The sequence below is a fragment of the Streptomyces sp. 796.1 genome (assembly GCF_047525675.1).
Lineage (GTDB): Bacteria > Actinomycetota > Actinomycetes > Streptomycetales > Streptomycetaceae > Streptomyces.
This window is the reverse complement of sequence record NZ_JBLIWA010000031.1, coordinates 66168-91300: the sequence shown is the minus strand read 5'-3', so window position 1 is coordinate 91300 and position 25133 is coordinate 66168. Positions and strand designations below refer to the sequence as shown.

Annotated in this window: 21 protein-coding genes, 2 pseudogenes and 1 riboswitch; of the genes and pseudogenes, 13 read left to right on the top strand and 10 right to left on the bottom strand. The window is 72.8% G+C overall.

Annotation, left to right across the window (positions count from 1 at the left end; translation table 11 throughout):
• The first annotated feature begins 189 nt into the window (after positions 1 to 189).
• From ACMA1D_RS21270 to ACMA1D_RS21255, 4 genes and pseudogenes are all read left to right on the top strand, one after another.
• Positions 190 to 984 (top strand): hypothetical protein, encoded by a 795-nt coding sequence (locus ACMA1D_RS21270; protein WP_414725594.1) that lies wholly within the window; start codon positions 190 to 192, stop codon positions 982 to 984.
• Positions 968 to 1411, top strand: a pseudogene (locus tag ACMA1D_RS21265) (RHS repeat-associated core domain-containing protein); the annotation flags it as partial. The gene ACMA1D_RS21270 and the pseudogene ACMA1D_RS21265, both read left to right, overlap by 17 nt.
• Positions 1412 to 1459: 48 nt before the next feature.
• On the top strand, positions 1460 to 1807 hold the full coding sequence (locus ACMA1D_RS21260) for a hypothetical protein (RefSeq protein WP_414725593.1): 348 nt from the start codon (positions 1460 to 1462) through the stop codon (positions 1805 to 1807).
• 1 nt (position 1808) lies between these two features.
• Positions 1809 to 2216 carry a hypothetical protein gene (locus ACMA1D_RS21255; RefSeq protein ID WP_414725592.1) on the top strand — a complete coding sequence of 136 codons (408 nt, stop codon included), beginning with the start codon at positions 1809 to 1811 and terminating at the stop codon, positions 2214 to 2216.
• A 623-nt stretch (positions 2217 to 2839) separates the two neighbouring features.
• Here the strand turns inward: ACMA1D_RS21255 and ACMA1D_RS21250 are convergent.
• The gene (locus ACMA1D_RS21250) at positions 2840 to 3556 is read right to left on the bottom strand and encodes a copper homeostasis protein CutC (RefSeq protein ID WP_414725591.1); all 717 of its coding nucleotides are present in this window, start codon (positions 3554 to 3556) and stop codon (positions 2840 to 2842) included.
• A gap of 58 nt (positions 3557 to 3614) precedes the next feature.
• Here ACMA1D_RS21250 and ACMA1D_RS21245 point away from each other — a divergent pair, with 58 nt between their 5' ends.
• Both ACMA1D_RS21245 and ACMA1D_RS21240 read left to right on the top strand, forming a co-directional pair.
• On the top strand, positions 3615 to 4403 hold the full coding sequence (locus ACMA1D_RS21245; protein ID WP_414725590.1) for a hypothetical protein: 789 nt from the start codon (positions 3615 to 3617) through the stop codon (positions 4401 to 4403).
• Positions 4404 to 4842: 439 nt separating this feature from the next.
• On the top strand, positions 4843 to 6156 hold the full coding sequence (locus ACMA1D_RS21240; protein ID WP_414725622.1) for a Cmx/CmrA family chloramphenicol efflux MFS transporter: 1314 nt from the start codon (positions 4843 to 4845) through the stop codon (positions 6154 to 6156).
• A gap of 145 nt (positions 6157 to 6301) precedes the next feature.
• Here the strand turns inward: ACMA1D_RS21240 and ACMA1D_RS21235 are convergent, their stop codons facing one another.
• A complete protein-coding gene (locus ACMA1D_RS21235; RefSeq protein ID WP_414725589.1) occupies positions 6302 to 6631 on the bottom strand; it encodes a DUF4031 domain-containing protein in 330 nt (109 codons plus the stop codon).
• Positions 6631 to 7029: a hypothetical protein gene (locus tag ACMA1D_RS21230; protein ID WP_349992706.1), complete on the bottom strand. Its 399-nt coding sequence runs from the start codon at positions 7027 to 7029 to the stop codon at positions 6631 to 6633. Before ACMA1D_RS21230 ends, ACMA1D_RS21235 begins: the two co-directional genes overlap by 1 nt.
• A gap of 130 nt (positions 7030 to 7159) precedes the next feature.
• On the opposite strand from ACMA1D_RS21230, the gene ACMA1D_RS21225 reads away from it, so the two are divergent.
• Together ACMA1D_RS21225 and murQ are read left to right on the top strand one after the other, a co-directional pair.
• Entirely contained in the window at positions 7160 to 8020 is an 861-nt protein-coding gene (locus ACMA1D_RS21225; RefSeq protein ID WP_414725621.1) for a MurR/RpiR family transcriptional regulator, read from the top strand.
• Between the two features lie 177 nt (positions 8021 to 8197).
• On the top strand, positions 8198 to 9145 hold the full coding sequence (gene murQ, locus ACMA1D_RS21220; protein WP_414725588.1) for an N-acetylmuramic acid 6-phosphate etherase: 948 nt from the start codon (positions 8198 to 8200) through the stop codon (positions 9143 to 9145).
• Between the two features lie 117 nt (positions 9146 to 9262).
• On the opposite strand, the gene groL is transcribed toward murQ, so the two are convergent.
• The 4 genes from groL to thrC all read right to left on the bottom strand — a co-directional run bounded on the left by groL (position 9263) and on the right by thrC (position 14028).
• Positions 9263 to 10888: a chaperonin GroEL gene (groL, locus tag ACMA1D_RS21215; RefSeq protein WP_414725587.1), complete on the bottom strand. Its 1626-nt coding sequence runs from the start codon at positions 10886 to 10888 to the stop codon at positions 9263 to 9265.
• A gap of 716 nt (positions 10889 to 11604) precedes the next feature.
• Positions 11605 to 11808 carry a cold-shock protein gene (locus tag ACMA1D_RS21210; protein ID WP_003986833.1) on the bottom strand — a complete coding sequence of 68 codons (204 nt, stop codon included), beginning with the start codon at positions 11806 to 11808 and terminating at the stop codon, positions 11605 to 11607.
• 509 nt (positions 11809 to 12317) lie between these two features.
• Positions 12318 to 12593: a MoaD/ThiS family protein gene (locus ACMA1D_RS21205; RefSeq protein ID WP_349992711.1), complete on the bottom strand. Its 276-nt coding sequence runs from the start codon at positions 12591 to 12593 to the stop codon at positions 12318 to 12320.
• Positions 12594 to 12717: 124 nt separating this feature from the next.
• A complete protein-coding gene (gene thrC / locus ACMA1D_RS21200; protein WP_414725586.1) occupies positions 12718 to 14028 on the bottom strand; it encodes a threonine synthase in 1311 nt (436 codons plus the stop codon).
• A 17-nt stretch (positions 14029 to 14045) separates the two neighbouring features.
• Positions 14046 to 14184: riboswitch (SAM riboswitch) on the bottom strand.
• Positions 14185 to 14360: 176 nt separating this feature from the next.
• On the opposite strand from thrC, the gene ACMA1D_RS21195 reads away from it, so the two are divergent.
• Both ACMA1D_RS21195 and ACMA1D_RS21190 read left to right on the top strand, forming a co-directional pair.
• Positions 14361 to 15368 carry a glucosyl-3-phosphoglycerate synthase gene (locus ACMA1D_RS21195; protein WP_414725585.1) on the top strand — a complete coding sequence of 336 codons (1008 nt, stop codon included), beginning with the start codon at positions 14361 to 14363 and terminating at the stop codon, positions 15366 to 15368.
• Between the two features lie 371 nt (positions 15369 to 15739).
• Complete coding sequence (locus tag ACMA1D_RS21190; protein WP_414725584.1) at positions 15740 to 17470, top strand: alpha,alpha-trehalose-phosphate synthase (UDP-forming); 1731 nt, start codon at positions 15740 to 15742, stop codon at positions 17468 to 17470.
• A gap of 175 nt (positions 17471 to 17645) precedes the next feature.
• Here ACMA1D_RS21190 and otsB read toward each other — a convergent pair whose 3' ends face one another.
• From otsB to ACMA1D_RS21175, 3 genes and pseudogenes are all read right to left on the bottom strand, one after another.
• Positions 17646 to 18476, bottom strand: a complete 831-nt coding sequence (otsB, locus tag ACMA1D_RS21185) for a trehalose-phosphatase (RefSeq protein WP_414725583.1) — start codon at positions 18474 to 18476, stop codon at positions 17646 to 17648.
• Between the two features lie 187 nt (positions 18477 to 18663).
• Positions 18664 to 18891: pseudogene (locus tag ACMA1D_RS21180) on the bottom strand (DUF3263 domain-containing protein); the annotation flags it as partial.
• Between the two features lie 295 nt (positions 18892 to 19186).
• Entirely contained in the window at positions 19187 to 20464 is a 1278-nt protein-coding gene (locus ACMA1D_RS21175) for an extracellular solute-binding protein (protein ID WP_414725582.1), read from the bottom strand.
• A 728-nt stretch (positions 20465 to 21192) separates the two neighbouring features.
• On the opposite strand from ACMA1D_RS21175, the gene ACMA1D_RS21170 reads away from it, so the two are divergent.
• The 3 genes from ACMA1D_RS21170 (at position 21193) to ACMA1D_RS21160 (ending at position 25047) form a co-directional block, all read left to right on the top strand.
• A complete protein-coding gene (locus ACMA1D_RS21170) occupies positions 21193 to 22125 on the top strand; it encodes an ROK family protein (RefSeq protein ID WP_414725581.1) in 933 nt (310 codons plus the stop codon).
• Entirely contained in the window at positions 22125 to 23306 is a 1182-nt protein-coding gene (gene nagA / locus ACMA1D_RS21165) for an N-acetylglucosamine-6-phosphate deacetylase (protein WP_414725580.1), read from the top strand. The genes ACMA1D_RS21170 and nagA overlap by 1 nt, the downstream gene beginning before the upstream one ends.
• 811 nt (positions 23307 to 24117) lie before the next feature.
• The gene (locus ACMA1D_RS21160; protein ID WP_414725579.1) at positions 24118 to 25047 is read left to right on the top strand and encodes a 1-phosphofructokinase family hexose kinase; all 930 of its coding nucleotides are present in this window, start codon (positions 24118 to 24120) and stop codon (positions 25045 to 25047) included.
• The last annotated feature ends 86 nt before the right edge of the window (positions 25048 to 25133 follow it).

The window sequence follows — 25133 nt, the reverse complement described above, 5'->3', positions numbered from 1 at the left end:
GCGCTGGCGGGGCTACTCCCCGATGGAGTACGGGCGTTGGGGGCCCGTCGGGTGAACGTCCACTCGCCACGGCCCTGATCGGCATCCGGCACATTCCGACGTGCCGTCATTCGGCTACTGCTACGACCGATCGGTACGCGAGCCCTGACCCGCTGGGGCTGGAACGCGTGCCTCACCGTAAGGACCCCCGTGCGCTACGCAATCGCCGAAGCGGTGACCACCTACTTATCCGAGACCGGCACGGACATCGGGGCGGATTCCGGCGCGGGCCCCGGAATGGGCCACCTCCCCCGGTACTCGTTGAGCGGCGGGTACGTAGCCGCGGGCCCGTATGGCAACGCCCAGGAGCGCGAGAAGCACGCGCGTGCGACGTCCGGGAGTTGCGACTGGCCGTGGTTCGACGGTGACGAGATGCGGTTCGACGCGCGAAGTGGGCTGTTGACGAGCCTCTTGCTCGCCGTGCCGGAAGAACCGCCGGCGGATGCCCAGGACAGTGCGGCATGGCTGTCGGTGCCGGCGCGGCCGGGAGGGCTCGCGATCACGCCGGGTACGAATTTCGATCTGAACCGTGCGGAGAGCCGATGGTGGGACGATGCGGTGACTGTGCTCGTGTGCCTCTACCCGGGGCGCCCCGCTCGCCCGCAGCGGCGGGTACGGCTCGCCGTTGCGCCGGGTCTTTCACTGCTGTGGGGAGACGAAAGGTTGGCCGGCTGGATGCTGGAGGACCCGGCGCGGCACCTCGTCCACGACTGGGAACCGGCCGTCACGGCCGAGACCACACCACGTACGCGTGCGCTGTTGGGCGACTACCTCTCCCTCCTCTCACCACCGTGGATCGAGGCAATGGAGGAAGGTGACCCGGGTGTACTAGCGCGGCTTGAGGGATTGCGCCAGGCCATCTCCGACAGCGGCTCGGACGCCCAGCGCACAGACGTATTGGGCCGGGCCGTAGGCGACCTGATGGAGCATTGGTACGACCTTTAGACGTCTTGCGGAGCCGACACAGGAGGGGGCCCGCGTACCCGCCGCCTCCTCAACGGCCAACGCCTCACCTGGGATTACGCCCCCCACCCACCGTCCACTCACCCAAACCGATCACGCGCCGGCCCAACCCGACTCACCCAGCCGAGTCCTCACCCAGGCCGACACCCGCTTCCACGCCATCGTCACCGACCCGATCGGCACCCCACAAGAACTGGTCACCCCGACCGGCACCCTGGCCTGGACCCCACGCACCACCCTGTGGGGCACTCCCCTACCAACCCCGCCCAACCCTCAGAGCCTCGACTGCCCCCTCCGCTTCCCGGGCCAGTACGCCGACCCGGAAACGGGCCTGCACTACAACTACTTCCGCCACTACGACCCGGAGACCGGTCGGTACGCGAGCCCTGATCCGCTGGGGTTGGCGGCGGGGTGGAATGCGCAGGGGTATGTCGTTAATTGTCTGACGTGGAGCGACGTGCTCGGCTTGGCGTGCACGCCAGAAACGCCAAGCCTTACGATCAATGAGAAACAATTTGGCAAAAAATGGGGGAGACACGCGCAAGATTATGGCCTCGACCCGAGCGATGCCAGCGCGCGAACATGGTTCCGCACCCACCTGGCCAACGTGCGCAACGAACCAGACGAGATACGGCGAGGGCCTTATAATCCGCAAGGCGGCGGCGGAGAAGACTATTTCTTCTACCGACAAGGGAAAGATCTCGTCATCACAAAACCTACTGGTGAATTCGTTACGATGTTCCCCCAAGATCGCCCCAACCAATGGCTCACCGGCGCGACCACCCTTTACGAGAAAGAGGAATAAAGTGCACATCGAAAGTCTTCGCGGAAAAGAGGTGAAGAGGCTACTCGGCATCTACTACACCCCGGAGAATGAACCCGAAGACGCGACACTTGAGGCCGTGGAGATGATCCTCACCGATTCGAAATCCATCGTCCTGTACGCGGGTACGGACTGGTCGCTGCGAATTGACCAGGGTAGCTGGCCAAGCCTACCGACCTGGTGCCACCCACCTCAATGCTGGGCTTTCTCGGACATCATTAACTCGACCGCGAAACTCGGAAGCATCCGCGATGTGCTGCCCCTGCGCAACCGGTACTCCGAATTGACTGGGGCCCACATTTCATTCGATGGACACACGTCCTTGTCTGTGACCGCGGGCGAGCAGTTCACCCTGGAGGTGAAAGACGACTCGTCGGGCGGTGGCACCTGACCCCTCCTTCGGACATCGCGCGCCAATATGCGGCCTTATAGGAACGCCTAGGAACGCATGAACTCGGACCAGTGTCGTGTTGCGGCCCTTGACATCTGCACGGGTGATGAATCGACACCCTGACGCGCAGGAATCCGTATCACGGCGACGCGAGACAAGGCGGCCCTCATGCAGGTGTCAGTGCTATGAGAGACAGCCTGGTCCAGAAAGCGTCACCACTCCCAGGTTGGAGATCGTGAACAGAGAAGGAGTTCAGAAACTGGGCAATCTTGTGCGCTTCGAAGGGGAGACATCGCTTTTCTCGTCGAGTGAGCCCGCGCCGGCAGCGCTGGCCTCATCGATGAGATCGTCTACCTGACCCGCGCCGAGGCGGCAGACATTCTCGTTAGATTTCTCGCCGACGAGTCCAGGAGTACGGGAGCATCGGCCCGCGGCAATAGCTGACGAGTCGCCGAGAGCGGACCGGCGGGCCCCGGGCCCAAGGCGTTGCCGCCAAGGCCGGGGCCCGTACAACGGATAGTGCTCGTACGACGGACAGCACTCGCACAACGAGCAGCGCCCGTACAGGCTCACGCCCAGGTCGAGTGCCGGCGTCCAGGGTGACGCCAACGGCGCCCTCCCCCTCAGCCCACCCTCACCGACGCATCCAACGCCGCCCGCCACCCCGCGACCGCCTCCGCCTCCACCGGGCCGGACCAGCCCTGGGGGCGGGCCGCGCCGCCGATGTGGAAGGCGTTGATGCCTGCGGCGCGGAGCTCGGGGAGGTGGTCCAGGTGGAGGCCGCCGCCTACCAGGATGGTCGGCTCGTAGCCGGGTTCGGCCGCCGCGCCGCGGGCCGCTTCGGCCACCAGTACGGGGAGGCCGGCGGTGACGCCGTCGGCCGCGCCCGCGGTCAGGTACGTGTCCAGGCCGGGCAGGTCCAGCAGGCGCTTGCGGGCCAGGTCGCGGTCGGCGGCCCGGTCGATGGCGCGGTGGAAGGTCCACGGGGCGCCCTCGACCGCTTCGGCCAGGGCGCGCACGGTCGCCAGGTCGGGCTGGCCCGCGTCGTTCAGGAAGCCGAAGACGAACTGGTCGGCGCCGGCCGCGCGCAGTTCGCGGGCGCTCGCGCACAGCGCGGCCACCTGCTCGGCGGTGCCGGCCGCGAAGCCGTCCGTGGCGCGCAGCATGACGCGTAGCGGAATGTCGACGGCGGACCGGATCGCGGTGAAGCCGTCGAGCGTGGGGGTGAGGCCGTCGGCCGCCATGTCGGTGACCAGTTCGAGGCGGTCCGCCCCTCCGGCCTGGGCCGCGATCGCGTCGGCCACGTCGAGCGCGATCACCTCAAGAATTGGTCTAGACATGTAACACAGCCTGCCACACCCCGGGCCGCAACCGGAAGACGCGCCCCACAATTGGCCTATGCCAATCCCCAGTGCCCACCCCGACCAGCCGTCCGGCCCGCACCCCAGGCCGGCGTCCGCCGCGCACACGCCGCTCCCACCGGCGGCGGACCCGCCCGCCGCATCGGCAGCGGATGCCGCGGACCCGGCCGGGGAAGGGCCACATCCCGCCACCGACGCCCTGCTCGCCCGCTGGTCCCACACGCTCGTCCGGGCCCGCGGCGCCGCGCCGGGGCCCGACCCGCTCCCGTACGGCGCGAACCTGCTGGCCCGCTGGGCCGAGCCGCAGCGCCGCTACCACACCACCGAGCACCTGCTGGCCGTGCTCGACCACGTCGACACGCTGGCGGGACACGCGGACGACCCGGACGCGGTGCGGCTCGCCGCCTGGTTCCACGACGCCGTCTACCTCCCGGACCGCTCGACCAACGAGGAGCGCAGCGCCCGGCTGGCCGAGCGCGCCCTGACCGAGGCGGGCGTGCCGGCGGCCACCACCGCCGAGGTGGCCCGGCTGGTCCGGCTCACCACCGGGCACGCCCCGGGCGCGGGCGACCGCAACGGGCAGGTGCTGTGCGACGCCGACCTGGCGGTGCTGGCCGGCGCCCCCGCGGCGTACGCGGCCTACGCGGCGGCCGTGCGCGAGGAGTACGCGTTCGTCCCCGAGGCCGCGTTCCGCGCCGGCCGGGCCGACGTGCTGCGCCAACTCCTCGCGCTGGAGCGGCTGTTCACCACGCCGACCGGCCACGACCGCTGGGAGCGCCCGGCCCGCCACAACCTCGCCACCGAACTGGAGCTCCTCGGCGGGTGAAGCGGCCACCCACCGAGCCGCACATCCCCTGCCCGGCCGCGCGTTCCGCGTCTGGCCGCACCTGACCGCACCCGCGCGCCCGGGTGGGGGCGCCTGCCCGCCGCCGGCCGCCCCCGCCCACCGGACGACCCCCGTCCGTACGAGACGACTGCCCGCGCGAGGCGTCTTCCGCACGCACCGGCTCCCGTACGCACCAACCCCCATGCGCGCCGGCTCCCGTACGCGCCGACTTCCCGTACGAAACGCCCCCGTACCAGACGACTCCCGCATGGCCAGCCGCAGGCGACCAGGTAACCGCAGGTCGCCAGGGGCGGTGGCGGGAATGGTGGGTGGTGGGTGGCTGTTTATGGTGGTCATGCCCGTCCCCAGTGAACGCGCCGCGGAACCCGCCCCCGCGCCCCCCGCCGCCGCCCTCGTCGAGCCGCCCGCCAGCAACCGGATGCCGATCGCGGTGTACGTGCTCGGGCTCTCCGTCTTCGCCCTCGGCACCTCCGAGTTCATGCTCTCCGGGCTGCTCCAGCCGCTCGCCCGGGACATGGGCGTCTCCATCCCCCAGGCCGGCCTGCTCGTCTCCGCGTTCGCGGTCGGCATGGTGGTCGGCGCGCCGGTGCTGGCCGCCGCGACGCTGCGGCTGCCGCGCCGTACGACCCTGATCGCGCTGCTGACCGTCTTCGGCCTCGGACAGATAGCCGGCGCCGTCGCGCCCTCGTACGGACTCCTCTTCGCCTCCCGCGTGATCAGCGCGCTGGCCTGCGCCGGGTTCTGGGCGGTGGGCGCATCGGTCGCCGTGTCGCTGGTGCCGGTGACCGCGCGGGCCAGGGCGATGGCCGTCATGGTCGGTGGGTTGAGCATCGCCAACATCGCCGGCGTCCCGGCCGGCGCCTTCCTCGGCCAGCACGCAGGTTGGCGGGCCGCGTTCTGGGCGGTCGCCGCGCTCTCCGCGGTCGGGCTCGTCGGCGTGATCGCGCTGGTGCCGCGCACCGCGCCGGCCACCGGGGCCGACGCCCCCTCGCTCCGCCGCGAACTGCTCATCTACCGCGACCGCCAGGTGTGGCTCGCCCTGGTCACGACGGCGCTCAACGGCGGCGCCGTCTTCGCGCTCTTCTCCTACCTCGGGCCGCTGCTCACCGAGACCTCGGGGATGGCCGAGAGCTGGGTGCCGACGGTGCTCGGGCTGTTCGGCGTCGGCGCGCTGATCGGCACCGCCGTCGGCGGGCGGATCGCCGACGCCCACCTGTTCGGCACCATCTCCGGCGGCATCACCGCGTCCACCGTGGTGCTCGCGCTGCTGGCGCTCACCGCCCAGTGGCCGGTCGCCGCCGTGACGCTGTCGCTGCTGCTCGGCGTCACGTCCTTCGCCACCGCGCCCGCGCTCAACGCCCGGATGTTCAACGTCGCCGGCGCGGCGCCCACACTGGCCGGCGCGACCACGACCTCCGCGTTCAACATCGGCAACACGCTCGGCCCCTGGCTCGGCGGCCTCGTCATCGGCGCCGGCTGGGGCTACCCGGCGGTCGCCTGGACCGGCGCCGCGCTGGCCGCCCTCGCGGTCGGCACCACGGTGGTGGCCGTCCGCATCCACCGGCAGACCGCGCCAGCGGCCCCGACCGCCCAGGTCAGCCGCATCGTCGCCAGCTCGGACGACTCCGGTTCGGATGCCGCCGGCCCAGCGCCGGAGGCCGCAGCCGCAGCCGGCGCCGTCCCCGCGGCCGACACTGAGGCCGCGCCGAAGGCGGGCTGCGCGACCGGCTGAGGGCCGGCGCCGGGGCGACCGTCGCACCGCGGGCGGGGCCGTACGGGCATACGGCCCGCCGGCCCGCCACGGCGCCCCACCACCGCTCGCCGCCGCCACGTCCCACCGACCGCCGCCCGCCGACTGCCGCCCGCCGCAACGCCCGCTACGGCAGCGCCCCGCCCGCCGAACCCGGGTCGCCCAGGCTGTCGTCGCGGAGTACGGCCGTGCCGTCCGGGCCCCGGCGGGGGCGGCGCAGGCCGGCGGCGGAGAGCAGGCGGACCAGTTCCTTGCTGGTCACCTCGACCGCGCCCAGGTCGACGGCGGTCGCATAGCTGGTGGACGGCACGTCGTAGTGGTCCCGGTCGAAGCCGCGGCGCGGGGCACCGATCCGCTCCGCGAAGGCGTGCAACTCCTCGTACGACACGTCACTGACCAGGTGCGACCACATGCGGCCGTGGCCCGGCCAGATGGGCGGGTCGATGTACACGGCCATCAGTGGTCGCCCTTGCCGCCGGATCTGGAGCCCCGGCCGCCCGAGATCACGGCCTCAAGCGCGCCCAGCCTGGCCACCTCGACGGTGGTCTTGGTGCACACCCAACGCGGGTCGGGGCCGAGCTCCGGCTCGACCTCCAGGGCGTGCGGGTCGCCGCCGCCCACGCAGACCGGGCACAGCGGCCACCGCCCGTACCGCTCAAGCAGCGCGTCCTGGACGTCCTGCGCCACCAGGCCGGCCACGAACTGCGCCCCGTCCGGCCACTGCTCGACCCACCACCGCCGGTGCGTCACCGCGTCCTCGACGAGCGAGACCACGTCCGCCCGCGCCACGTCTCCCGCCGACAGGTCAGCCAGTACGAGCGCCCGCGCCCTGTGCAGTGTCTGTTCGAGCTCCATGGCTCCATTGTCAGGCTCCGTCACTCTTGACGCCCGCCATGACCGAAAATACCTTTCAAAGGTGAGCAGCAAGCTGAAGGAAACTTTCATCGGCGTCCAGGGCGCCGCCCCTCCGGCCCCGGCTGCCCTGATGGCCACGTTGCGGGCCGTCGGGCCGTCCATGACCCGTTCGATGCAGCGGGTCGCCGAGACGGTCGCCGCCGACCCGGCGGGTTGTGCCGCGCTCACCGTCACCGGCCTCGCGGAGCGCACCGGCACCAGCGAGGCCACCGTGGTGCGCACCGCCCGGCTGCTCGGCTATCCGGGCTACCGCGATCTGCGGCTCGCCCTCGCCGCGCTCGCCGCCCAGCAGGCCGCGGGCCGGGCGCCGGCCGTCACCGCCGACATCGCGGTGGACGACCCGATCGCCACCGTGGTCGCCAAGCTCGCCCAGGAAGAGCAGCAGTGCCTGGCGGACACCGCCGCAGCGCTCGACACCAGCCAGTTGGACGCGGCCGTGGCGGCGCTGGTCTCGGCCCGCCGCATCGACGTGTACGGGATCGCCGCCTCGGGCCTGGTCGGCCAGGACCTGGTGCAGAAGCTGCTGCGGATCGGGCTCATCGCGCACGCGCACACCGATCTGCACCTCGCGGTGACCGGCGCCGTGCAGCTGCGGCCGGGCGACGTGGCCATCGCCATCACGCACTCCGGGCGCACCGCCGACGTCATCGAACCGCTGCACACCGCCTTCGCGCACGGCGCCACGACGGTCGCGATCACCGGCAACCCGGCCGCCGAGGTCGCACAGTACGCGGACCTGGTGCTCACCACGTCCTCCGCCCGGGAGAGCGAGTTGCGGCCGGCCGCCATGTCCAGCCGGACCAGTCAACTCCTGGTCGTGGACTGCCTGTTCATCGGCGTCGCGCAGCGCACCTACGCCACCGCTGCGCCCGCGCTCTCGGACTCCTACGAGGCACTGGCGCACCGCCGCACCCCCCGTACCAGCCGCTGACCCGACCCCCGGTCGGCCGGGGCGACACCCACCCGACCGCCTTCCCCTCCCCCTCACTCACCCCTCATATCCCTCACCCGCCCCACCCCTCCCTCGCCCCTCCGCCTCGTTCCCCTCACTCCCCTCGCTCAGCTCCCGCTCCGTCTCCTCCCGTACCGAGAAAGAGCCATCGCCGCCATGAACACCAGCGCCGACGGTGTCCGGCCCGGGCCGCTCCGGGCCCAGCTCGACACCCTGACGACCGAGGCGTACCGCCCGGAACTAGCCGAGATCGACCGGCTCGACACGCTCGCCATCGCCCGGCTGATGAACGCCGAAGACAGCGCCGTACCCACCGCGGTCGCCGCACAGTTGCCCCAGGTGGCGGCGGCGATCGACGCGGTGGCCGACCGGATGGCCGGCGGCGGCCGGCTGATCTACGCGGGCGCCGGCACCGCGGGCCGCCTCGGCGTGCTCGACGCCAGCGAGTGCCCGCCGACCTTCAACACCGCGCCCGAGCAGGTCATCGGGCTGATCGCGGGCGGCACGCCGGCCCTGGTCACCTCGGCCGAGGACGCCGAGGACAGCAAGGAGCTGGCCGCCGCCGACCTGGCCGCGCTGCGCCTGACCGAGCGCGACAGCGTCGTCGGCGTCTCGGCGTCGGGTCGCACGCCGTACGCGGTCGGGGCCGTCGAGTACGCGAGGGCGCACGGCGCGCTGACCGTCGGGCTGGCCTGCAACGCGGGCTCGGCACTGGCCGGCGCGGCCGAGCACGGCATCGAAGTGGTGGTCGGCCCGGAACTGCTCACCGGCTCCACCCGGTTGAAGGCGGGCACGGCGCAGAAGCTGGTGCTCAACATGATCTCGACGCTCACGATGATCCGGCTGGGCAAGACGTACGGGAACCTGATGGTGGACGTGCGGGCCTCCAACGACAAGCTGCGGGCCCGCTCCCGGCGCATCGTGCAGTTGGCCACCGGCGCGTCGGACGAGGCGACCGAGGCGGCGCTCGCGGCCACCGGCGGCGAGGTGAAGCCCGCCATCCTCACGCTGCTCGCCGACGTGGACGCGCCGACCGCGGACCGGCTGCTGACGGATGCGAACGGCCACCTCCGCGCGGCCCTGGACACGGCCCGTACGACCTGAGCGGCGCGGGGAACGGGCCCCGGCCCCGGCCGCCGGGCCGTCCCCGAGAACGCCCGAGGGCGGCACCCGCAGTGGGTGCCGCCCTCGTTCGTACGGAACAAGCTGATCCGCTGGGGATCAGAAGTCCATGTCACCGCCCGGCATGCCGCCCGGGGCGCCCGCAGCAGCGGCCTTCTCCGGCTTGTCGGCGATGACGGCCTCGGTGGTGAGGAACAGCGCGGCGATCGACGCGGCGTTCTGGAGCGCGGAGCGCGTCACCTTGGCCGGGTCGATGATGCCCTCGGCAACCAGGTCGACGTAGTCGCCGGTCGCGGCGTTCAGACCGTGGCCGGGGGTCAGGTTGCGCACCTTCTCCACGACGACGCCACCCTCAAGGCCGGCGTTGACGGCGATCTGCTTGAGCGGGGCCTCCAGGGCCAGGCGCACGGCCTGCGCACCGGTGGCCTCGTCGCCTTCGAGCTCCAGCTTCTCGAAGACCGCGGAGGCCTGGAGCAGGGCCACGCCACCGCCGGCGACGATGCCCTCTTCGACGGCCGCCTTCGCGTTGCGAACGGCGTCCTCGATGCGGTGCTTGCGCTCCTTGAGCTCGACCTCGGTGGCGGCACCGGCCTTGATGACGGCCACGCCGCCGGCCAGCTTCGCCAGGCGCTCCTGGAGCTTCTCGCGGTCGTAGTCGCTGTCCGAGTTCTCGATCTCGGCGCGGATCTGGTTGACGCGGCCCTGGACCTGCTCGCTGTCACCAGCACCGTCGACGATGGTGGTCTCGTCCTTGGTGATGACGACCTTGCGGGCGCGGCCCAGCAGGTCGAGACCGGCGTTCTCCAGCTTGAGGCCGACCTCCTCGGAGATGACGGTGCCACCGGTGAGGATGGCGATGTCGCCGAGCATGGCCTTGCGGCGGTCACCGAAGCCCGGGGCCTTGACGGCGACGGACTTGAAGGTGCCCCGGATCTTGTTGACGACCAGGGTGGAGAGGGCCTCGCCCTCCACGTCCTCGGCGATGATCAGCAGCGGCTTGCCCGACTGCATGACCTTCTCCAGGAGCGGGAGCAGGTCCTTCACCGCGGAGATCTTGGAGTTGACGATCAGGATGTACGGGTCGTCCAGGGACGCCTCCATACGCTCCATGTCCGTCGCGAAGTACGCGGAGATGTAGCCCTTGTCGAAGCGCATGCCCTCGGTGAGCTCCAGCTCAAGCCCGAAGGTCTGCGACTCCTCGACGGTGATGACGCCTTCCTTGCCGACCTTGTCCATCGCCTCGGCGATGAGCTCGCCGATCTGGGTGTCGGCGGCGGAGATGGAGGCGGTGGAGGCGATCTGCTCCTTGGTCTCCACGTCCTTGGCCTGCTCAAGGAGCTGCGCGGAGACGGCCTCGACGGCGCGCTCGATGCCGCGCTTGAGGGCCATCGGGTTGGCGCCCGCGGCGACGTTCCGCAGGCCCTCCTTCACCAGCGCCTGGGCCAGGACGGTCGCGGTCGTCGTGCCGTCACCGGCGACGTCGTCCGTCTTCTTCGCGACCTCCTTGACCAGCTCGGCGCCGATCTTCTCGTACGGGTCTTCGAGCTCGATCTCCTTGGCGATGGACACACCATCGTTGGTGATCGTGGGGGCGCCCCACTTCTTCTCAAGGACGACGTTGCGGCCCTTGGGGCCGAGGGTGACCCGGACGGCGTCAGCGAGCTGGTTCATCCCACGCTCAAGACCGCGCCGTGCCTCCTCGTCGAACGCGATGATCTTGGCCATGTGAAGTGGTCCTCCCAGGACTGGGGGCCCCCGGCCAGTGGCTGGGGGAGGGTGAATACTCCGGACCGCGTGGCGCCCGCGACGGACGGCCTGCCTGCCCCGCGGTTCCTTGCCCCGCTTGGCCTGCGGGCCTCACCGACCCGATCCTTCTGTCACTCTCGACAGCAGAGTGCTAACGCCAATGATTAGCACTCGGCACCTTAGAGTGCAAGGCCGCTCCGCTAGGAGCGTCGATGGGGGGTGGTGGTCGGGGACGCGGCGGGCGCAAGGTCGCTCCGTCAGGAGCGTCGTTGAGGGGTGGTGGCCGGGGACGCGGCGGGCGCAAGGTCGCTCCGCTAGGAGCGTCAGTGGGGGGCGGCGGTCGGGCCCGCCTCCGGTGCGAGTCGGGTTACCCCGCGATGCGGGGCCCCGTGTCGGCGGGCGGGGCGCCGGCCGTGCCGTACGCCCGCCACCTGCCCCGTACGCATCCGCCGCCCACCGCACACCGCCCGCCTTCGCCGTACGCATTCGCAACGCGCGGGAACGTCTGACGGCCGCATCACCGCCCCGCCCCGCCGTCTGGCCGCCCCACCGCGCCGCCCAGAGGGCCGCTGGGGGCGCCGGGCCCGCGGGTGGCCCCGGGGGTTCCGGGCCCGCAGAACCCGCTGCGGACATGCGAAGGGCCCGCACCCCCCTGCCGAGGGTGCGGGCCCTTGTTTCGCGCAGTCGGTCGGCGCTCAGCCGGCCACGCGGACCATGTCCGCCTGCGGCCCTTTCTGACCCTGCGAGATCTCGAACTCGACCCGCTGGCCTTCCTCAAGGGTGCGGTAGCCGTCCATCTGGATCGCGCTGTAGTGGACGAACACGTCCGCACCACCGTCGACCGCGATGAAGCCGTACCCCTTCTCCGCGTTGAACCACTTGACGGTGCCCTGAGCCATTCCAAACTCCCCTATTGCTGGCCCTTGCGCAGGACCGCACTCCGCGGACCCGGGTCAGACCTCACCCCTGAGAAACCCCTCGCCATCGGCCAAGGGAGCCCCGGGGGCGTGCGCCGGAACGCGTCGACCGCCGCTGAATGTATCTGCCCAGATGCCCAGAGCAACAGGTCAATCGGACGAGAATTCTGGGCGCGCGTCATCGGCTATACGGGGTTAACTCCGGTGAATACCGGTCAAGTCGGGCCGGACATGGCGGCACTAACCCGGCAAATCATGTCCACATTTCACGCACATTTTGACGGGTTCTCATATGCGCTCAACGCACGGGCCCGTGAAGGGTGCGGGGGAAGCGGGGAGTTGCGGGTGGGGCGGAACCGCGAGTGCGGGGCGGAGCTGGGGCTAAACGGAGAGAGCCACACCAACTCTATCGCGGTTCTGAGCACGGAATTGCCCCGTCCGCTTTCTTGTGGACGGGGCAATTCCGGCAGTTCGTGGCAGGTGACGGGCGATCAGCCGCCGGCGACGGCCGGGATGATCGAGATGCCCGCGCCGTCCGGGGTCGCCGTCTGGAGGCCCTCGGCGAAGCGCACGTCGTCGTCGTTGACGTACACGTTCACGAAGCGGCGCAGCTTGCCGTCCTCGTCGAGCACCCGGGCGGCGATGCCCTGGTGGTTCTTGTCCAGGTCGGCCAGCACCTCGCTGAGGGTCGTGCCCTCGGCGCTGACCTCGGCCTTGCCGCCGGTGTAGGTGCGCAGGATGGTCGGGATGCGGACGTTGACGCTCATGGGGTCACCTTCGTGGGAGATGCGGGGAAGTGTGCTGTCGCGGCGGGCCGGCGCGGGCCCGCCAGTCCACGGCCGACGTCCGGCCGGCGGCCGGGGCGCGCCGGCCAGGACCGGCGCGCGGGCCTCAGCCCGCCAGGCCGGCCGCGCGGAACGCGTCGAGGTTCGGCTTGATCGTCGCCGTCGGACCGGTGGTGGGCGCCACGGCGTCCAGCGTCTTGAGGCCGTCACCGGTGTTGAGCACGACGGTCGTCAGCGCCGGGTCGAGCTGCCCGGTCTCGATGAGCTTCTGGGTGACGCCGACGGTCACGCCGCCCGCGGTCTCCGCGAAGATGCCCTCGGTGCGCGCCAGCAGCTTGATCGCGTCGACCACCTGCTGGTCGTTGACGTCCTCGACCGCTCCCCCGGTGCGCCGGGTGATGTCCAGGACGTACGGGCCGTCGGCCGGGTTGCCGATCGCCAGCGACTTGGCGATCGTGTTCGGCTTCACCGGGCGCACCACGTCGTGCCCGTCCTTGAAGGCGCGGGAGACCGGCGAGCAGCCCTCGGCCTGGGCGCCGAAGATCTTGTACGGCTTGTCCGCGACCAGGCCGAGCTTGATCAGCTCCTTGAGCCCCTTGTCGATCTTGGTGAGCTGGGAGCCGGAGGCGATCGGGATGACGATCTGGTCCGGGATCTCCCAGCCGAGCTGCTCGCAGATCTCGTACGCGAGCGTCTTGGAGCCCTCGCCGTAGTACGGGCGCAGGTTGACGTTGACGAAGCCCCAGCCCTCGCCGAGCGGGTCGCCGATCAGCTCGCTACAGAACCGGTTGACGTCGTCGTACGTGCCCTCGATGCCGACCAGCTCGCCACCGTAGACCGCGGCCATGACGACCTTGCCGGCCTCCAGGTCGTGCGGGATGAACACGCAGGAGCGGAAGCCCGCGCGGGCGGCGGCGGCGCCGACCGCGCCGGCCAGGTTGCCGGTGGAGGAGCAGGAGAGCGTGGTGAAGCCGAAGGCGCGGGCCGCCTCGACGGCGATGGCCACCACCCGGTCCTTGAAGGAGTGGGTGGGGTTGCCCGAGTCGTCCTTGACGTACAGGCCGCCGGTGACGCCGAGCGCGTCGGCCAGCCGGTCGGCCTTGACCAGCGGGGTCAGGCCCGGGTTCAGGTTGGGCTTGGCGGCGACGTTCGCGGGGACCGGGAGCAGCGGGGCGTAGCGCCAGATGCTGTTCGGGCCGGCCTCGATGCGCTGCCGCAGCGCCTGCGGGTCACCGGTCGGCAGGTCGTACGCCACTTCGAGGGGGCCGAAACAGAGCTGGCAGGCGAAGATCGGGCCGAGCTCGAAGCGCTCGCCGCACTCGCGACAGGACAGCGCGGCGGCGGGGCCGAGGTCCACTGGGGCGGAGGCGTCCGACGTGGCGGGAGCGGTGGGAGTTGCGGTGACTTGCACAGCCATGATGGCGAGGCCCTTTCTCCTCATCTTCCTCGCGGCGCACTTCGCCACGAGACGGAATTGGCACCTTCCCCACCGGGAGCCTCGCGGTACGAGTTTCCGGCTGGAGGGTTGCCGGGGCTTCAACGGGCCGTATCCCTCTGCCCCTCTGGATGAGCGGTATGGCACTGGGCTCCTTGGAGCCAGGCGTTTGTGGGCGAGATGACCCCGGCATGCGACGGTCATCCGCGTTGTTCAAGACTGTAACCGAAGGTTGGAACAGTACGGACAGTCGTCCGAACCACGAGATGAACGTAACATCGAGCGCTGCTCGCCGCGCATAAGGAGTCACGCAGGTGCTGGAAGAGGTGGAGCGCTGGCTGAGCCGCCGGTCCTGGTCCGCTGCCGACCGTCAGCTCGACCGGCTCCTGGCGGCGAAAAGGGCTGGTGGGGCCACGGTCAGCGTGGTGTTGCCGGCGCTGAACGAGGAGGCGACGGTCGGCACGATCGTCGCCACGATCCGCCGCGACCTGATGCGCGACGCGCCGCTGGTGGACGAGCTCGTGGTGGTCGACTCGGGCTCGACGGACCGCACCGCGGCCGTCGCGCGCGAGGCCGGGGCGCAGGTGGTGCACCGGGACGACCTGCTGCCGCGGCTGCCGACGGTGCCCGGCAAGGGCGAGGTGCTGTGGCGCTCGCTGCTGGCCACCCGCGGCGACATCGTCTGCTTCGTCGACGCCGACCTGCGCGACTTCTCCTCCACCTTCGTCTCCGGCATCGTCGGACCGCTGCTCACCGACCCCGAGGTGCAGTTCGTGAAGGCGATGTACGACCGGCCGCTGGGGCAGGTCGGCGACGTGGGCGGGCCGGCCGCGGCCGACGCGCCCGGGCCCGGTTCCGGTTCCGGTTCCGCCGGGCAGGGCGGCCGGGTGACGGAGCTGGTGGCCAGACCGCTGTTGAACCTGCACTGGCCACAGCTCGCGGGGTTCGTCCAGCCGCTGGGCGGCGAGTACGCGGCGCGCCGCTCGCTCCTTGAGCGGCTGCCGTTCCCGGTCGGGTACGGCGTGGAGCTCGGGCTGCTGGTGGACGCGTTGCACACGGTCGGGCTCGATGCGCTGGCCCAGGTCGACGTGGGCGTGCGCCGCCACCGCCACCAGGACGGCCAGGCCCTCGGCCGGATGGCGGCGGCGATCTACCGCACGGCCCAACTCCGGCTGGCTCGCGGCTACTTGGTGCGTCCCCGACTGACCCAGTTCCAGCGCGGCGCGGACGGCGGCTTCGAGCCGCACACCCATCCGGTGGACACCGAGGAGCGCCCGCCGATGATCGAGGTCCCGGAGTACGCGGAGCGCTGGGCGGCGTAGCCACGGCGGGCCGCGACCCGACCACGACACGGCCACGCGCGACCACGGCGCGACCGCGACAGGGAGCCGGCGACAGGCACGGGCACGACCGGGACAGCCCGCCATCACCGACGGTGACGGTGCGTGCGCGTCGTGGTACGCGGGGTGGGTCCCCTGGTGCGTACGGGGCGGGGTGGGGGCTGCGCGGGGTGGCTCGGCGGGGATGGCCGGGGACGCGGAGAGGTAACGGAATCCGCCGCACCGGCGCGTACCGGAGTCGGCGTAGCGCGGGCGGTCCGGTCGGGTGGCGCGCGGAGACGGCGGGTGGGAGCGCGGCGGGGGCGACGGCGTACGTACGTTTGAGCGGTTCCGGTCCTGGCTAGGCTCGCGGCATGGTCTCCGTCCATGGCGAGCAGGAAGCCGTCGACTCCGTGCCGGCCACCGGTCCTGGACCGGGCGCCCGGGTGCTGGTCGCCTCGAACCGCGGGCCCGTCGCGTACGCGCTGACGCCCCCGCCGACCCATTCGCCCTCGCGAACGCCGCCCCCGGGCGAGGCGGGCGCGGCGGACGCACCCGCGGAACCGCCCGCCACACCGGAACCACCCACGACATCGGCGACGCCGGCAGCACCAGCCGCGCCGGCGGTGGCTCCGGCCGCGGCCGGGCTGACCGCCAAGCGCGGCGGTGGCGGCCTGGTCTCCGGGCTCTCCGCGATCGGCGCGGACGCCGACTCCGTGTGGGTGTGCGCCGCGCTCGGCGACGGCGACCGGGAGGCGGTGCGGCGGGCCGCGGCCGGCGACCCGACGGCCGGCGGCCGGCGCGGTGCGCCGCTCGACCCGGCGGACACCGGCGGCCAGCGGGTGCGGATGCTGGACATCGAGCCCGAGGTCTTCACCGCGGCGTACAACGGGGTGGCCAACTCCGTGCTCTGGTTCGTGCACCACCTGCTCTACCAGACCCCGTTGGAGCCGGTCTTCGACGAGGAGTTCCGGCGCCAGTGGGAGGCGTACGAGGCCTACAACGCCGCGTTCGCGGACGCGCTCGCGCGCGAGGCGGGTCCCGGGGCCGCCGTCCTGGTGCAGGACTACCACCTGGCGCTGGTTCCCGCGCTGCTCCGGCAGCGCCGCCCCGACCTGCGCGTCGGCCACTTCTCGCACACCCCGTGGGCCCCGCCGGACTACTTCCGGCTGCTGCCCGACGACGTCGCAGCCGCCGTGCTGCACGGCATCCTGGGCGGCGACCGGGCGGCCTTCCTCACCACGCGCTGGGCCGAGGCGTTCGCCGACTGCTGCGCCCGGGTGCTCGGCGCCCGGATCGGCCGGGACGCGGCGACCGGCGAACTCACCGTGGAGTCGGCCGGGCGGACGACCCGGCTCGGGGTGCACGGCCTGGGCGCGGACGCGGAGTTCCTGCGCAGCCGCTCGCGCGCCGCCGACGTGACGGAGCGACTGGCCGCGCTGCGGGCCCAGATCGAGGGCCCGGGCGCCACCGACGGGCCAGCCGGCTCGGAGCACCGCGCGCCGGCCCGGAAGGTGATCGTCCGGGTGGACCGCACCGAGCTGTCCAAGAACATCGTGCGCGGGCTGCACGCGTACCGGCTGCTGCTCACGGACCATCCCGAGTGGCGCGAACGGGTGGTGCACGTCGCCTTCGCCTACCCCTCGCGGCAGGACCTCGCGGTCTACCGGGCGTACACGGCCGAGGTGCAGCGGGTCGCCGACGCGATCAACGAGGAGTTCGGCACGGCGACCTGGCAGCCGGTCGCGCTGCACGTGAAGGACGACTTCGCGCGCTCGCTCGCCGCGTACCGGATCGCCGACGTGGCGCTGGTGAACCCGATCAGGGACGGCATGAACCTGGTCGCCAAGGAGGTCCCGGTGGTCTCGGACGCCGGCTGCGCGCTGGTGCTCTCCCGGGAGGCCGGGGCGCACGCCGAGTTGGCCGACGACGCGCTGCCGGTCAACCCGTACGACGTGCAGGAGACGGCCAGGGCGCTGCACGAGGCGCTCCGCATGGACCCGGCCGAGCGCGCCGAGCGGACCAAGCGGCTGGCCGCTGCGGCCACGGCGCTGCCCCCGCAGGAGTGGTTCCTGGCCCAGTTGCGGGCGCTCGGGGCGGCGTAGCGGGCGCGCCTCCCGCGCGGAGTGGCGGGTCCTGCCTCACGGGGTGGCCCGTCTCCCCCGTCGCGGGGCGGCGCGTCCTCCCGCGCGGAGGCGATGAGCTTCCCGCGCGGGGCGGCGGGGCCCACCTGGAGGCGGCGCGCCTCCCGCGCGGGGCCGGTGAGCTTCCTGCGCGGCCTCAGCCCAGTTCGTGGGCGAGTGCCCTCAGCAGGGCGACCACGCCCGCCGGGCCGGCCACGACGAGGTCGGCCCGGTCGGCGAGTTCGGTGACCTCGTTGCTGCCGCTGCACACCAGGAGGCCGGGCGTGCCGTCCGCGCGGCGGCGTGCCACCGCGTCGAAGGCCGCGAGGTCGCCCAGGTCGTCGCCCGCGTACAGCACGGTCTCCGCGTCCACGCCGCGCACGAACTCGGTGAGCGCCGCGCCCTTGTCCACGCCCGGCGGGCGCAGCTCGATGACCAGGCGGCCCGGTTCGACGGCCAGGCCGTGACGGGCGGCGAGCTCACCGAGCGGGGCGCGCAGTGCGTCGAAGGCGGCCTGTGGTGCCGCGGCCCTGCGGGTGTGGACGGCGACGGCCCGGCCCTTGTCCTCGATCCACGCGCCGGCCGCCGCGGTGGTCCCGTCGAGCACGCCGGGCAGTTCGGCGCGGACGGCGGCCACCCCGGGGTGCGGCTCGGGGGCCCGGAGTTCGCCGGTCGCCGCGTCCCAGCGCTCGGCGCCGTAGTGGCCGAGTACGACGAGGTGTTCGAGTCCCGGGACGCCGGCGAAGCCGCCGTAGCGCACCGCGACGTCGGCCGGGCGGCCGGTGAGCACCAGCACGGTGCCCACCAGCGGGGCGAGCGCGGCCAGGGCCGGGACGGCCGCCGGGTGGGCGCGGGCCTGCTCCGGGTCGGGGACGATCTCGGCCAGCGTGCCGTCGAAGTCGAGTGCGACGACGGCCCGTCGGGGCCGTGCCAACAGCGCGGCGAGCCCGGCTCGGCCCGCGTCGGTTGAGGGGACGGGAATGCCCATGCGGCCGACCCTACCGGCGCCACCCACCACCGCCACCAGTGCCGGATCGGCCAACGCGGGGGTGGTGGTGCGGGCGGGCCCGCACGGGTTCAGCGGGCCGCGGATCGGCGCGCGTCCGGCCTGTCCGGCCAACCCACAGCGGGTCCGGCGGGCCGCGGGGCGGCGTTCGTCCTACGCGGCCGGCCGGTCAGCGGCGGTCGCGGCGGGCCTGGCGGACCCGGCGCAGCCGGTTGACGGTGACCGCGTCGTGGCGCAGGGCGCGCGGGTCGTCCAGGAGGGCGTTGAGGAGTTGGTAGTAGTGGGTGGGCGAGATGCCGAGCCGTTCCCGGATGGCCCGCTCCTTCGCGCCGGGGCCCGACCAACCGCGGCGCTCCAGCGCCAGCACGGCCAGGTCCCGCTCGGAGAGCCCGGGGCCCGCCGCGTCGGATTCCTCGGCGCCTGGGCCCTCTGCTCCGGGGCCGCCTGTGCCGGGGCCCGCTGCGTCGGGGCCGTCCGGACTGCTGGTGCCGTTCGGGCCGTCTGTGCCGTACGAGCCGTCGGGGCCGGTGGCGGCGCCGGACTCGGACCCCGAGACGGGTTCGGCCGCGGACGCGGGCTCGACCCCAGACGCAGGCTCAGCCCCAGGACCGGGCTCAGCTCCAGGCAGGTGCTCGGGCCCGGGCTCGGGTGCTGGCCGGTCGGGAGTGGCGGGGGGAGTCACGCCCGTCAACCTAACGTTCCTCGTTCTCCTTGGCGTCGGCCTTGCGCTGGATCTCACCGAGCACCGTGGCCGGGTCGCCGCCGCTGGCGACCATCGTGCCGACCGAGTCCCGCAGCGACTGGTTGACCTTGGTCCAGGAGACCTTGTCGAACGGGTAGAACTGCGCGGTGTCCAGGCCGTCGAGGAACTGCCACAGGCTCTTGTACTCGTCGTCGCGGCGCATGACCGTGGACGCGTCCGTGGTCACCGGCAGCAGCCGGTACTTGCCGGAGAAGCCGACCACGTTGTCCGACTCGTAGACGAAGTTGAGGAACTGGCCTATCTGCTTGCGGTGGCCGTTCTTCTTGAACGCCATCATCCAGTCGGCCACGCCCATCGTGGTGGGCGAGGGGCCCTTGCGGCCGGGCAGCGGTGCGACGTCGTAGTCGATGCGGTGGCCGACGGCCTGCTGCATCAGCGTCGGGTGGCCGTTCAGCATGCCGACCTCGCCGCGCGTGAAGGCGTTGAACGCCTCCTGCCGGTTGAGCTGGCCCGGCGGGCGGGAGCCGGTCAGGCCCTTGCCGACGAACTCGTCGCGCAGCCACTCCAGCGTCTCGACGTTCTCCGGCGAGTCGAGCATGTAGCTGCCGTACCCGTCGGTGTAGCCGCCACCGCCGCTGAGCAGCCAGATCAGCGTCTCGGCCTGGGCCTCCTCGCGGCCGAGCGGCAGCGCGTACGGGTACTTCACGTCGATCGCCTTGAGCTTTTCGGCCGCGGCCTGGAGCTCGTCCCAGTCCTTCGGGGGCGCGGTGATGCCCGCCTGCTCGAAGAGGGCCTTGTTGTAGAAGAGCAGTCGGGTGCTGGCGCCGAACGGCATCGCGTACTGCACCCGGTTGACCTCGCCCGCCTGGGCGATGGAGGAGACGAAGGAGGCCATCGTGCGGATGGAGAGGATCTGGTCGGCGCGGTAGAGCATGCCCTGGTCGACGAAGTCCGCGTACGTGCCGAACTGGACCATGTCCGGCGTGTCGCCGGACTCGATCATCTCGGCGACCTTCTTGTCGATGTCCGTCCAGCTATAGACGTTGACGTCGACCTTGACGTTGCTGTTCTTGGTCTCGAACGCGCGGACCAGGTCGCCCCAGTAGTTGAGCGTGCTGTTGCTACTGCTGTCGCCGTAGTCGGCCGCGACCAGCTTCAGGCGCACGTCGTCCGTGCCCGAGTCACTGCCGCAGGCGGTGAGTGTCGGCGCCAACGCCGCCGTCGCGGCACCCGCCGCCGTCAGACCCAAGAACCGCCGCCGCTGCACGACCAGTACCCACCCTCGCGCTCTCGTTGTTTCCCGGAATCAGCCGGAGTGTCACTCTCCGGCACGAGTTGCGAGTCTCCCCGCTAACCCCTCCTGAGGTCTACACCACACCCGGTCTCGCTTCGGTATCACCTCTGGTCACACCGGCTTCACCTGTATCGGGTATGGCGGCAGCCGGAACGCACCGCTCCCCGCGGGCGCACCGAACCCGCTCAGGGTAAGCACGACTTCCCGCACCGTCCCGGCACAACCGTGCGCGAAGCCGACTACTCCCCCACGTCAAACGGGGTGATTACCGCCCCATTCCGGCACTTTGCCCGGGCACCGTGTGCGGAGTCACAGATCGTTTGCGCGTCGCCGGCCAGCAGCCCTCCCGTCGGCCGACGGGCACCGCCGGGCCACCCGCCCCCCGCCCCACCGGGCCGCCCACCGGGCGCCCCACCATCCGCACCACCGCACGTCACGCGGCGGTCCCGGGAACGCCCACACTGCCCCGGTGGCCGCACATTCGGGGCCAAATCACCACCCCGGCGCCGCCCGGGCGCTGCCCGAGCACCGTCGAACACGCTGCCCGATGGGGCATCTACCGGGGCCCTGACCACACCCCGGGACCGGTACCGGAGCGGCCCGTCGCGGCCCCGGCGATCACACCGCGTCGGGGGGCGCGACACTCCGCGAGCGTGAAGTGGCCTAGACCTCTAGTGGGGAATCGCGCGAGACTGTCCCGCGTGAAACACGTCATCGCCCTTGATGTGGGCGGCACCGGAATGAAGGCCGCCCTGGTCGGGGCGGACGGCGAACTGCTGCACACGGCCCGGCGGCGCACCGAGCGCGAGCGCGGTCCCGACGCCGTGATAGCCGGCATCCTCGACTTCGCGGCCGAACTGCGCGCGCTCGGCATCGAGCGGTACGGGGTACCCGCCGCGGCGGCCGGGGTCGCCGTACCGGGCATCGTCGACGAGGCAGCGGGCGTCGCCGTGTACGCGGCCAACCTGGGCTGGCGCGACGTCCCCATGCGGGCGCGGCTTTCGGAGCGGCTCGCCGGCGCGCCGGTGGCGCTCGGCCATGACGTGCGCACCGGTGGCCTGGCCGAGGGCCGCATCGGTGCCGGTGAGGGCACCGACCGCTTCCTGTTCGTACCGCTGGGCACCGGGATCGCCGGCGCCATCGGCATCGACGGACGGGTGGAGGCCGGCGCGCACGGCTGCGCCGGCGAGATCGGGCACGTGGTGGTCCGCCCCGGCGGTCCCGAGTGCGGCTGCGGGCAGCGCGGCTGTCTGGAGACGCTCGCCTCGGCCGCCGCGGTCAGCCGGGCGTGGGCCGCCGCCGTCGGCGACCCGCAGGCGGACGCCGCCGACTGCGCGAAGGCCGTCGCCTCCGGCGATCCGCGGGCCGTCGCCGTCTGGCAGGAGGCCGTGGACGCGCTCGCCGACGGCCTCGTCGTCGCCCTCACCCTGCTCGACCCGCGCCGGCTGATCATCGGCGGCGGACTCGCCGAGGCCCGGGACACGTTGTTCGTACCGCTGCGTGCGGCGGTGGCCGAGCGGGTCACGTTCCAACAGCTCCCCGACATCGTCCCGGCGGCCCTCGGGGACACCGCCGGTTGCCTGGGCGCCGGTCTGCTCGCCTGGGATCTTCTCGCTACGGAGGTATCCGCCTGATGGCCGAACGAACATCTCTCGCGGGCGCCCGCGTCGCCCTACCCACCGGAGTCGTCGAGTCCGGTCAGGTCACGGTCGCGGACGGACGCATCGTCAGCGCCGGCCCGGACGACGCCGCTGCGGGGGCCGGGGCAGCCGGCACCGACCGCATCGACCTCGCCGGGCACCTGATCGTCCCCGGCTTCGTGGACGTGCACGTGCACGGTGGCGGCGGCGCCTCGTTCTCGGCGGGCAAGACCGAGGAGGCGCTGCGGGTCATCGACACCCACCGCCGGCACGGCAGCACCACCATGCTCGCCTCCACCGTCACCGGTGACCTGGACGAGGTGGCCCAGCAGGCGCACGTGCTCTCCGAACTGGTCCAGCAGGGCGAGTTGGCCGGCGTGCACTTCGAGGGCCCGTTCATCTCGCCGCACCGCTGCGGGGCGCACGAGCCGACCCTGCTGCGCGACCCGGACCCGGCCGACGTCCGCAAGCTGATCGACGCGGCCCGCGGCACGGCGAAGATGATGACGCTGGCGCCCGAACTGCCCGGCGGCCTGGACTCGGTGCGGCTCCTGGTGGACGCCGGCGTGATCGCCGCGGTGGGCCACACGGACTCCACGTACGACGCGACGCGCGAGGCCATCGACGCCGGCGCGAGCGTGGCGACGCACCTGTTCAACGCGATGCCCTCGCTGCTGCACCGCGCGCCTGGCCCGGTGGCGGCGCTGCTTGAGGACGAGCGGATCACCGTCGAGCTGATCAACGACGGCACGCACCTGCACCCGGCGACGCTGGAGTTGGCGTTCCGCAGCGCGGGCGCGGACCGGGTCGCGTTCATCACGGACGCGATGGGCGCGGCCGGCATGGAGGACGGCATCTTCCCGCTGGGTCCGATGCAGGTGGAGGTCAAGGACGGGGTGGCGCGCATCAGCGACGGCCCGACCGCGGGCTCCATCGCCGGCTCCACGCTCACCCTGGACCAGGTCTTCCGGCGCGCGGTCAGCGTCGACCGGCTCTCGATCGACCAGACCGTGCGCGCCCTGTCCAGCACCCCGGCCCGGGTGCTGGGCCTGGAGGACCGCATCGGCTCCATCGAGCCGGGCAAGGACGCCGACCTGGTGGTGCTCGACTCCGACTACGCGCTGGTCGGCGTCATGCGTCGGGGTGCGTGGGTGGTACGGCCGACGGCGGGCTGAGCCCGCGGCGCACGCCCCGACCGACCACCCCCCGGCCGAGGACGCGCAGCCCCCACCCCCGCACCACCCCGCCGCGCGGGCCCAGGCCGAAGCGCCCGGCCCGCGCGGCACCGGCCGCCCCACCCTCGGGTGCGGGCGCCGGCCGCCCGCTCCCCGCGCCGGCGGACCCGTACCCGCTACGGGCCCCCGGCGCGGGGCGCCGGCACCCCACCGGCACGGCCCACGGCGGGCCGCGGCAGGACGATCGACACGGCGCCTGTGTGTTCCTGTTGCTTCGTTGGGTGGCTCTGCTGCCTCGTTGTGCGGGCCTGTTGCTCCGTGAGTCTTTCTGCTCTGTGGCTGGCCTGTTTCGCACCCGGGTTGCCTTACGGCCGTGTCACCCTCCGCGTGGGTCGCCGTACGCCTGGTCCCGTACGCCTGGTCCCGTACGCCTGTGGCCCCGTACGCCTGGGTTGCTCCACTGCTGGGTCACACCCAACCCTGCGGCGATGGCGCCCACCCACACGAGCCACCCCGCGCACCCGCACGCACACCCACCCCACGCGCCGGTCACACCCACCACCCCACCACACCGGGCGGAATCCACCGCCAACGGCACACAAATCGACAGAGCCGCGCGGTTGGACTACAGGGGTGGGCCAACCGCTTCGGCTTTGGCATGATCGCTGCCAGTAAGCCAACCGCTCCGAGCGCCGTGCCGCGCAGCAGGGACCGGCGCCCCGAGACCACGCCTCGGAACCGCGCCGCCCGGCCGCCACCACCGCTCGGCGGCCACACCACGTCCACCAGCAACGGGGAGGGGGAGCCCGCCGTGATCCTGACCGTGACGCTCAACGCCGCCCTCGACATCACCTACCGCGTGCCGCGCCTGCGCGCCCACCACAGCCACCGGGTGTCCGAGGTCATCGAGCGCCCTGGCGGCAAGGGCCTGAACGTCGCACGGGTGCTCGCCGCGCTCGGCCACCCGTCGATCGCCACCGGCCTGGTCGGCGGCGCGACCGGGGCGGCGGTGCGCGACCAACTCGGCGCCTACCCGGGGGTGAGCGACGCGTTCGTCACCGTCGCCGGCACCACCCGGCGCACGGTCGGCGTGGTGGACGCCTCCAGCGGCGACACCACCCAGCTCAACGAGCCCGGGCCACAGGTCACACCGGCCGAGTGGGCGGCGTTCGCGGCCCGCTACACCGAACTGGTCGACGGCGTGACGGCGGTCGCGCTGTGCGGCAGCCTGCCGCCCGGGGTGCCGGTCGGCGCCTACGCCCAGTTGATACGCACCGCGCGCACCGCCGGGGTCCCCGTCCTGCTGGACACCAGCGGCGAGCCGCTGCGCCGCGGCATCGCCGCCAGGCCCGACGTCGTCAAGCCGAACGCGGAGGAGCTCGCCGCACTGACCGGCTCCACCGAGCCGGTGCGGGCCGCCCGGGACGCCAGGCGCCGGGGCGCGCACGCCGTCGCCGCTTCGCTCGGCCCGGACGGGCTGCTGGCCGTGACCGCCGACGGCGCCTGGCGGGCCGGACCGCCCGGCCGGATCGCGGGCAACCCGACGGGCGCCGGCGACTCGGCCGTCGCCGGCCTGCTCTCCGGCCTCGCCGAGGGGCTGCCCTGGCCGGAGCGGCTGGCCCGGGCGGTGGCGCTGTCGGCGGCGACGGTGCGGGCGCCGGTGGCCGGCGAGTTCGACGAGGCGACGTACGCGGAGTTGCTGCCCCAGGTCCGCGTCGAGAGCCACCCGGCAGCGGCATGAGCGAGCGCGCCCGGCCCGGCCGACCCCGGCCGCGCCGGGCGCTCCTGCGACCACGTCCCGCACACGCCGGACCACGCTGCGCGCCG

Coding starts and splice junctions, on each gene's coding strand:
- ACMA1D_RS21190 (WP_414725584.1), top strand. CDS start 15,740: ATGGTCTCCGTCCATGGCGAGCAGGAAGCCGTCGACTCCGTGCCGGCC.
- ACMA1D_RS21210 (WP_003986833.1), bottom strand. CDS start 11,808: ATGGCTCAGGGCACCGTCAAGTGGTTCAACGCGGAGAAGGGGTACGGC.
- ACMA1D_RS21250 (WP_414725591.1), bottom strand. CDS start 3,556: ATGTCTAGACCAATTCTTGAGGTGATCGCGCTCGACGTGGCCGACGCG.
- ACMA1D_RS21230 (WP_349992706.1), bottom strand. CDS start 7,029: ATGGAGCTCGAACAGACACTGCACAGGGCGCGGGCGCTCGTACTGGCT.
- thrC (WP_414725586.1), bottom strand. CDS start 14,028: ATGGCTGTGCAAGTCACCGCAACTCCCACCGCTCCCGCCACGTCGGAC.
- ACMA1D_RS21235 (WP_414725589.1), bottom strand. CDS start 6,631: ATGGCCGTGTACATCGACCCGCCCATCTGGCCGGGCCACGGCCGCATG.
- murQ (WP_414725588.1), top strand. CDS start 8,198: ATGAACACCAGCGCCGACGGTGTCCGGCCCGGGCCGCTCCGGGCCCAG.
- ACMA1D_RS21225 (WP_414725621.1), top strand. CDS start 7,160: ATGGCCACGTTGCGGGCCGTCGGGCCGTCCATGACCCGTTCGATGCAG.
- ACMA1D_RS21205 (WP_349992711.1), bottom strand. CDS start 12,593: ATGAGCGTCAACGTCCGCATCCCGACCATCCTGCGCACCTACACCGGC.
- ACMA1D_RS21240 (WP_414725622.1), top strand. CDS start 4,843: ATGCCGATCGCGGTGTACGTGCTCGGGCTCTCCGTCTTCGCCCTCGGC.
- nagA (WP_414725580.1), top strand. CDS start 22,125: ATGGCCGAACGAACATCTCTCGCGGGCGCCCGCGTCGCCCTACCCACC.
- ACMA1D_RS21245 (WP_414725590.1), top strand. CDS start 3,615: ATGCCAATCCCCAGTGCCCACCCCGACCAGCCGTCCGGCCCGCACCCC.
- groL (WP_414725587.1), bottom strand. CDS start 10,888: ATGGCCAAGATCATCGCGTTCGACGAGGAGGCACGGCGCGGTCTTGAG.
- otsB (WP_414725583.1), bottom strand. CDS start 18,476: ATGGGCATTCCCGTCCCCTCAACCGACGCGGGCCGAGCCGGGCTCGCC.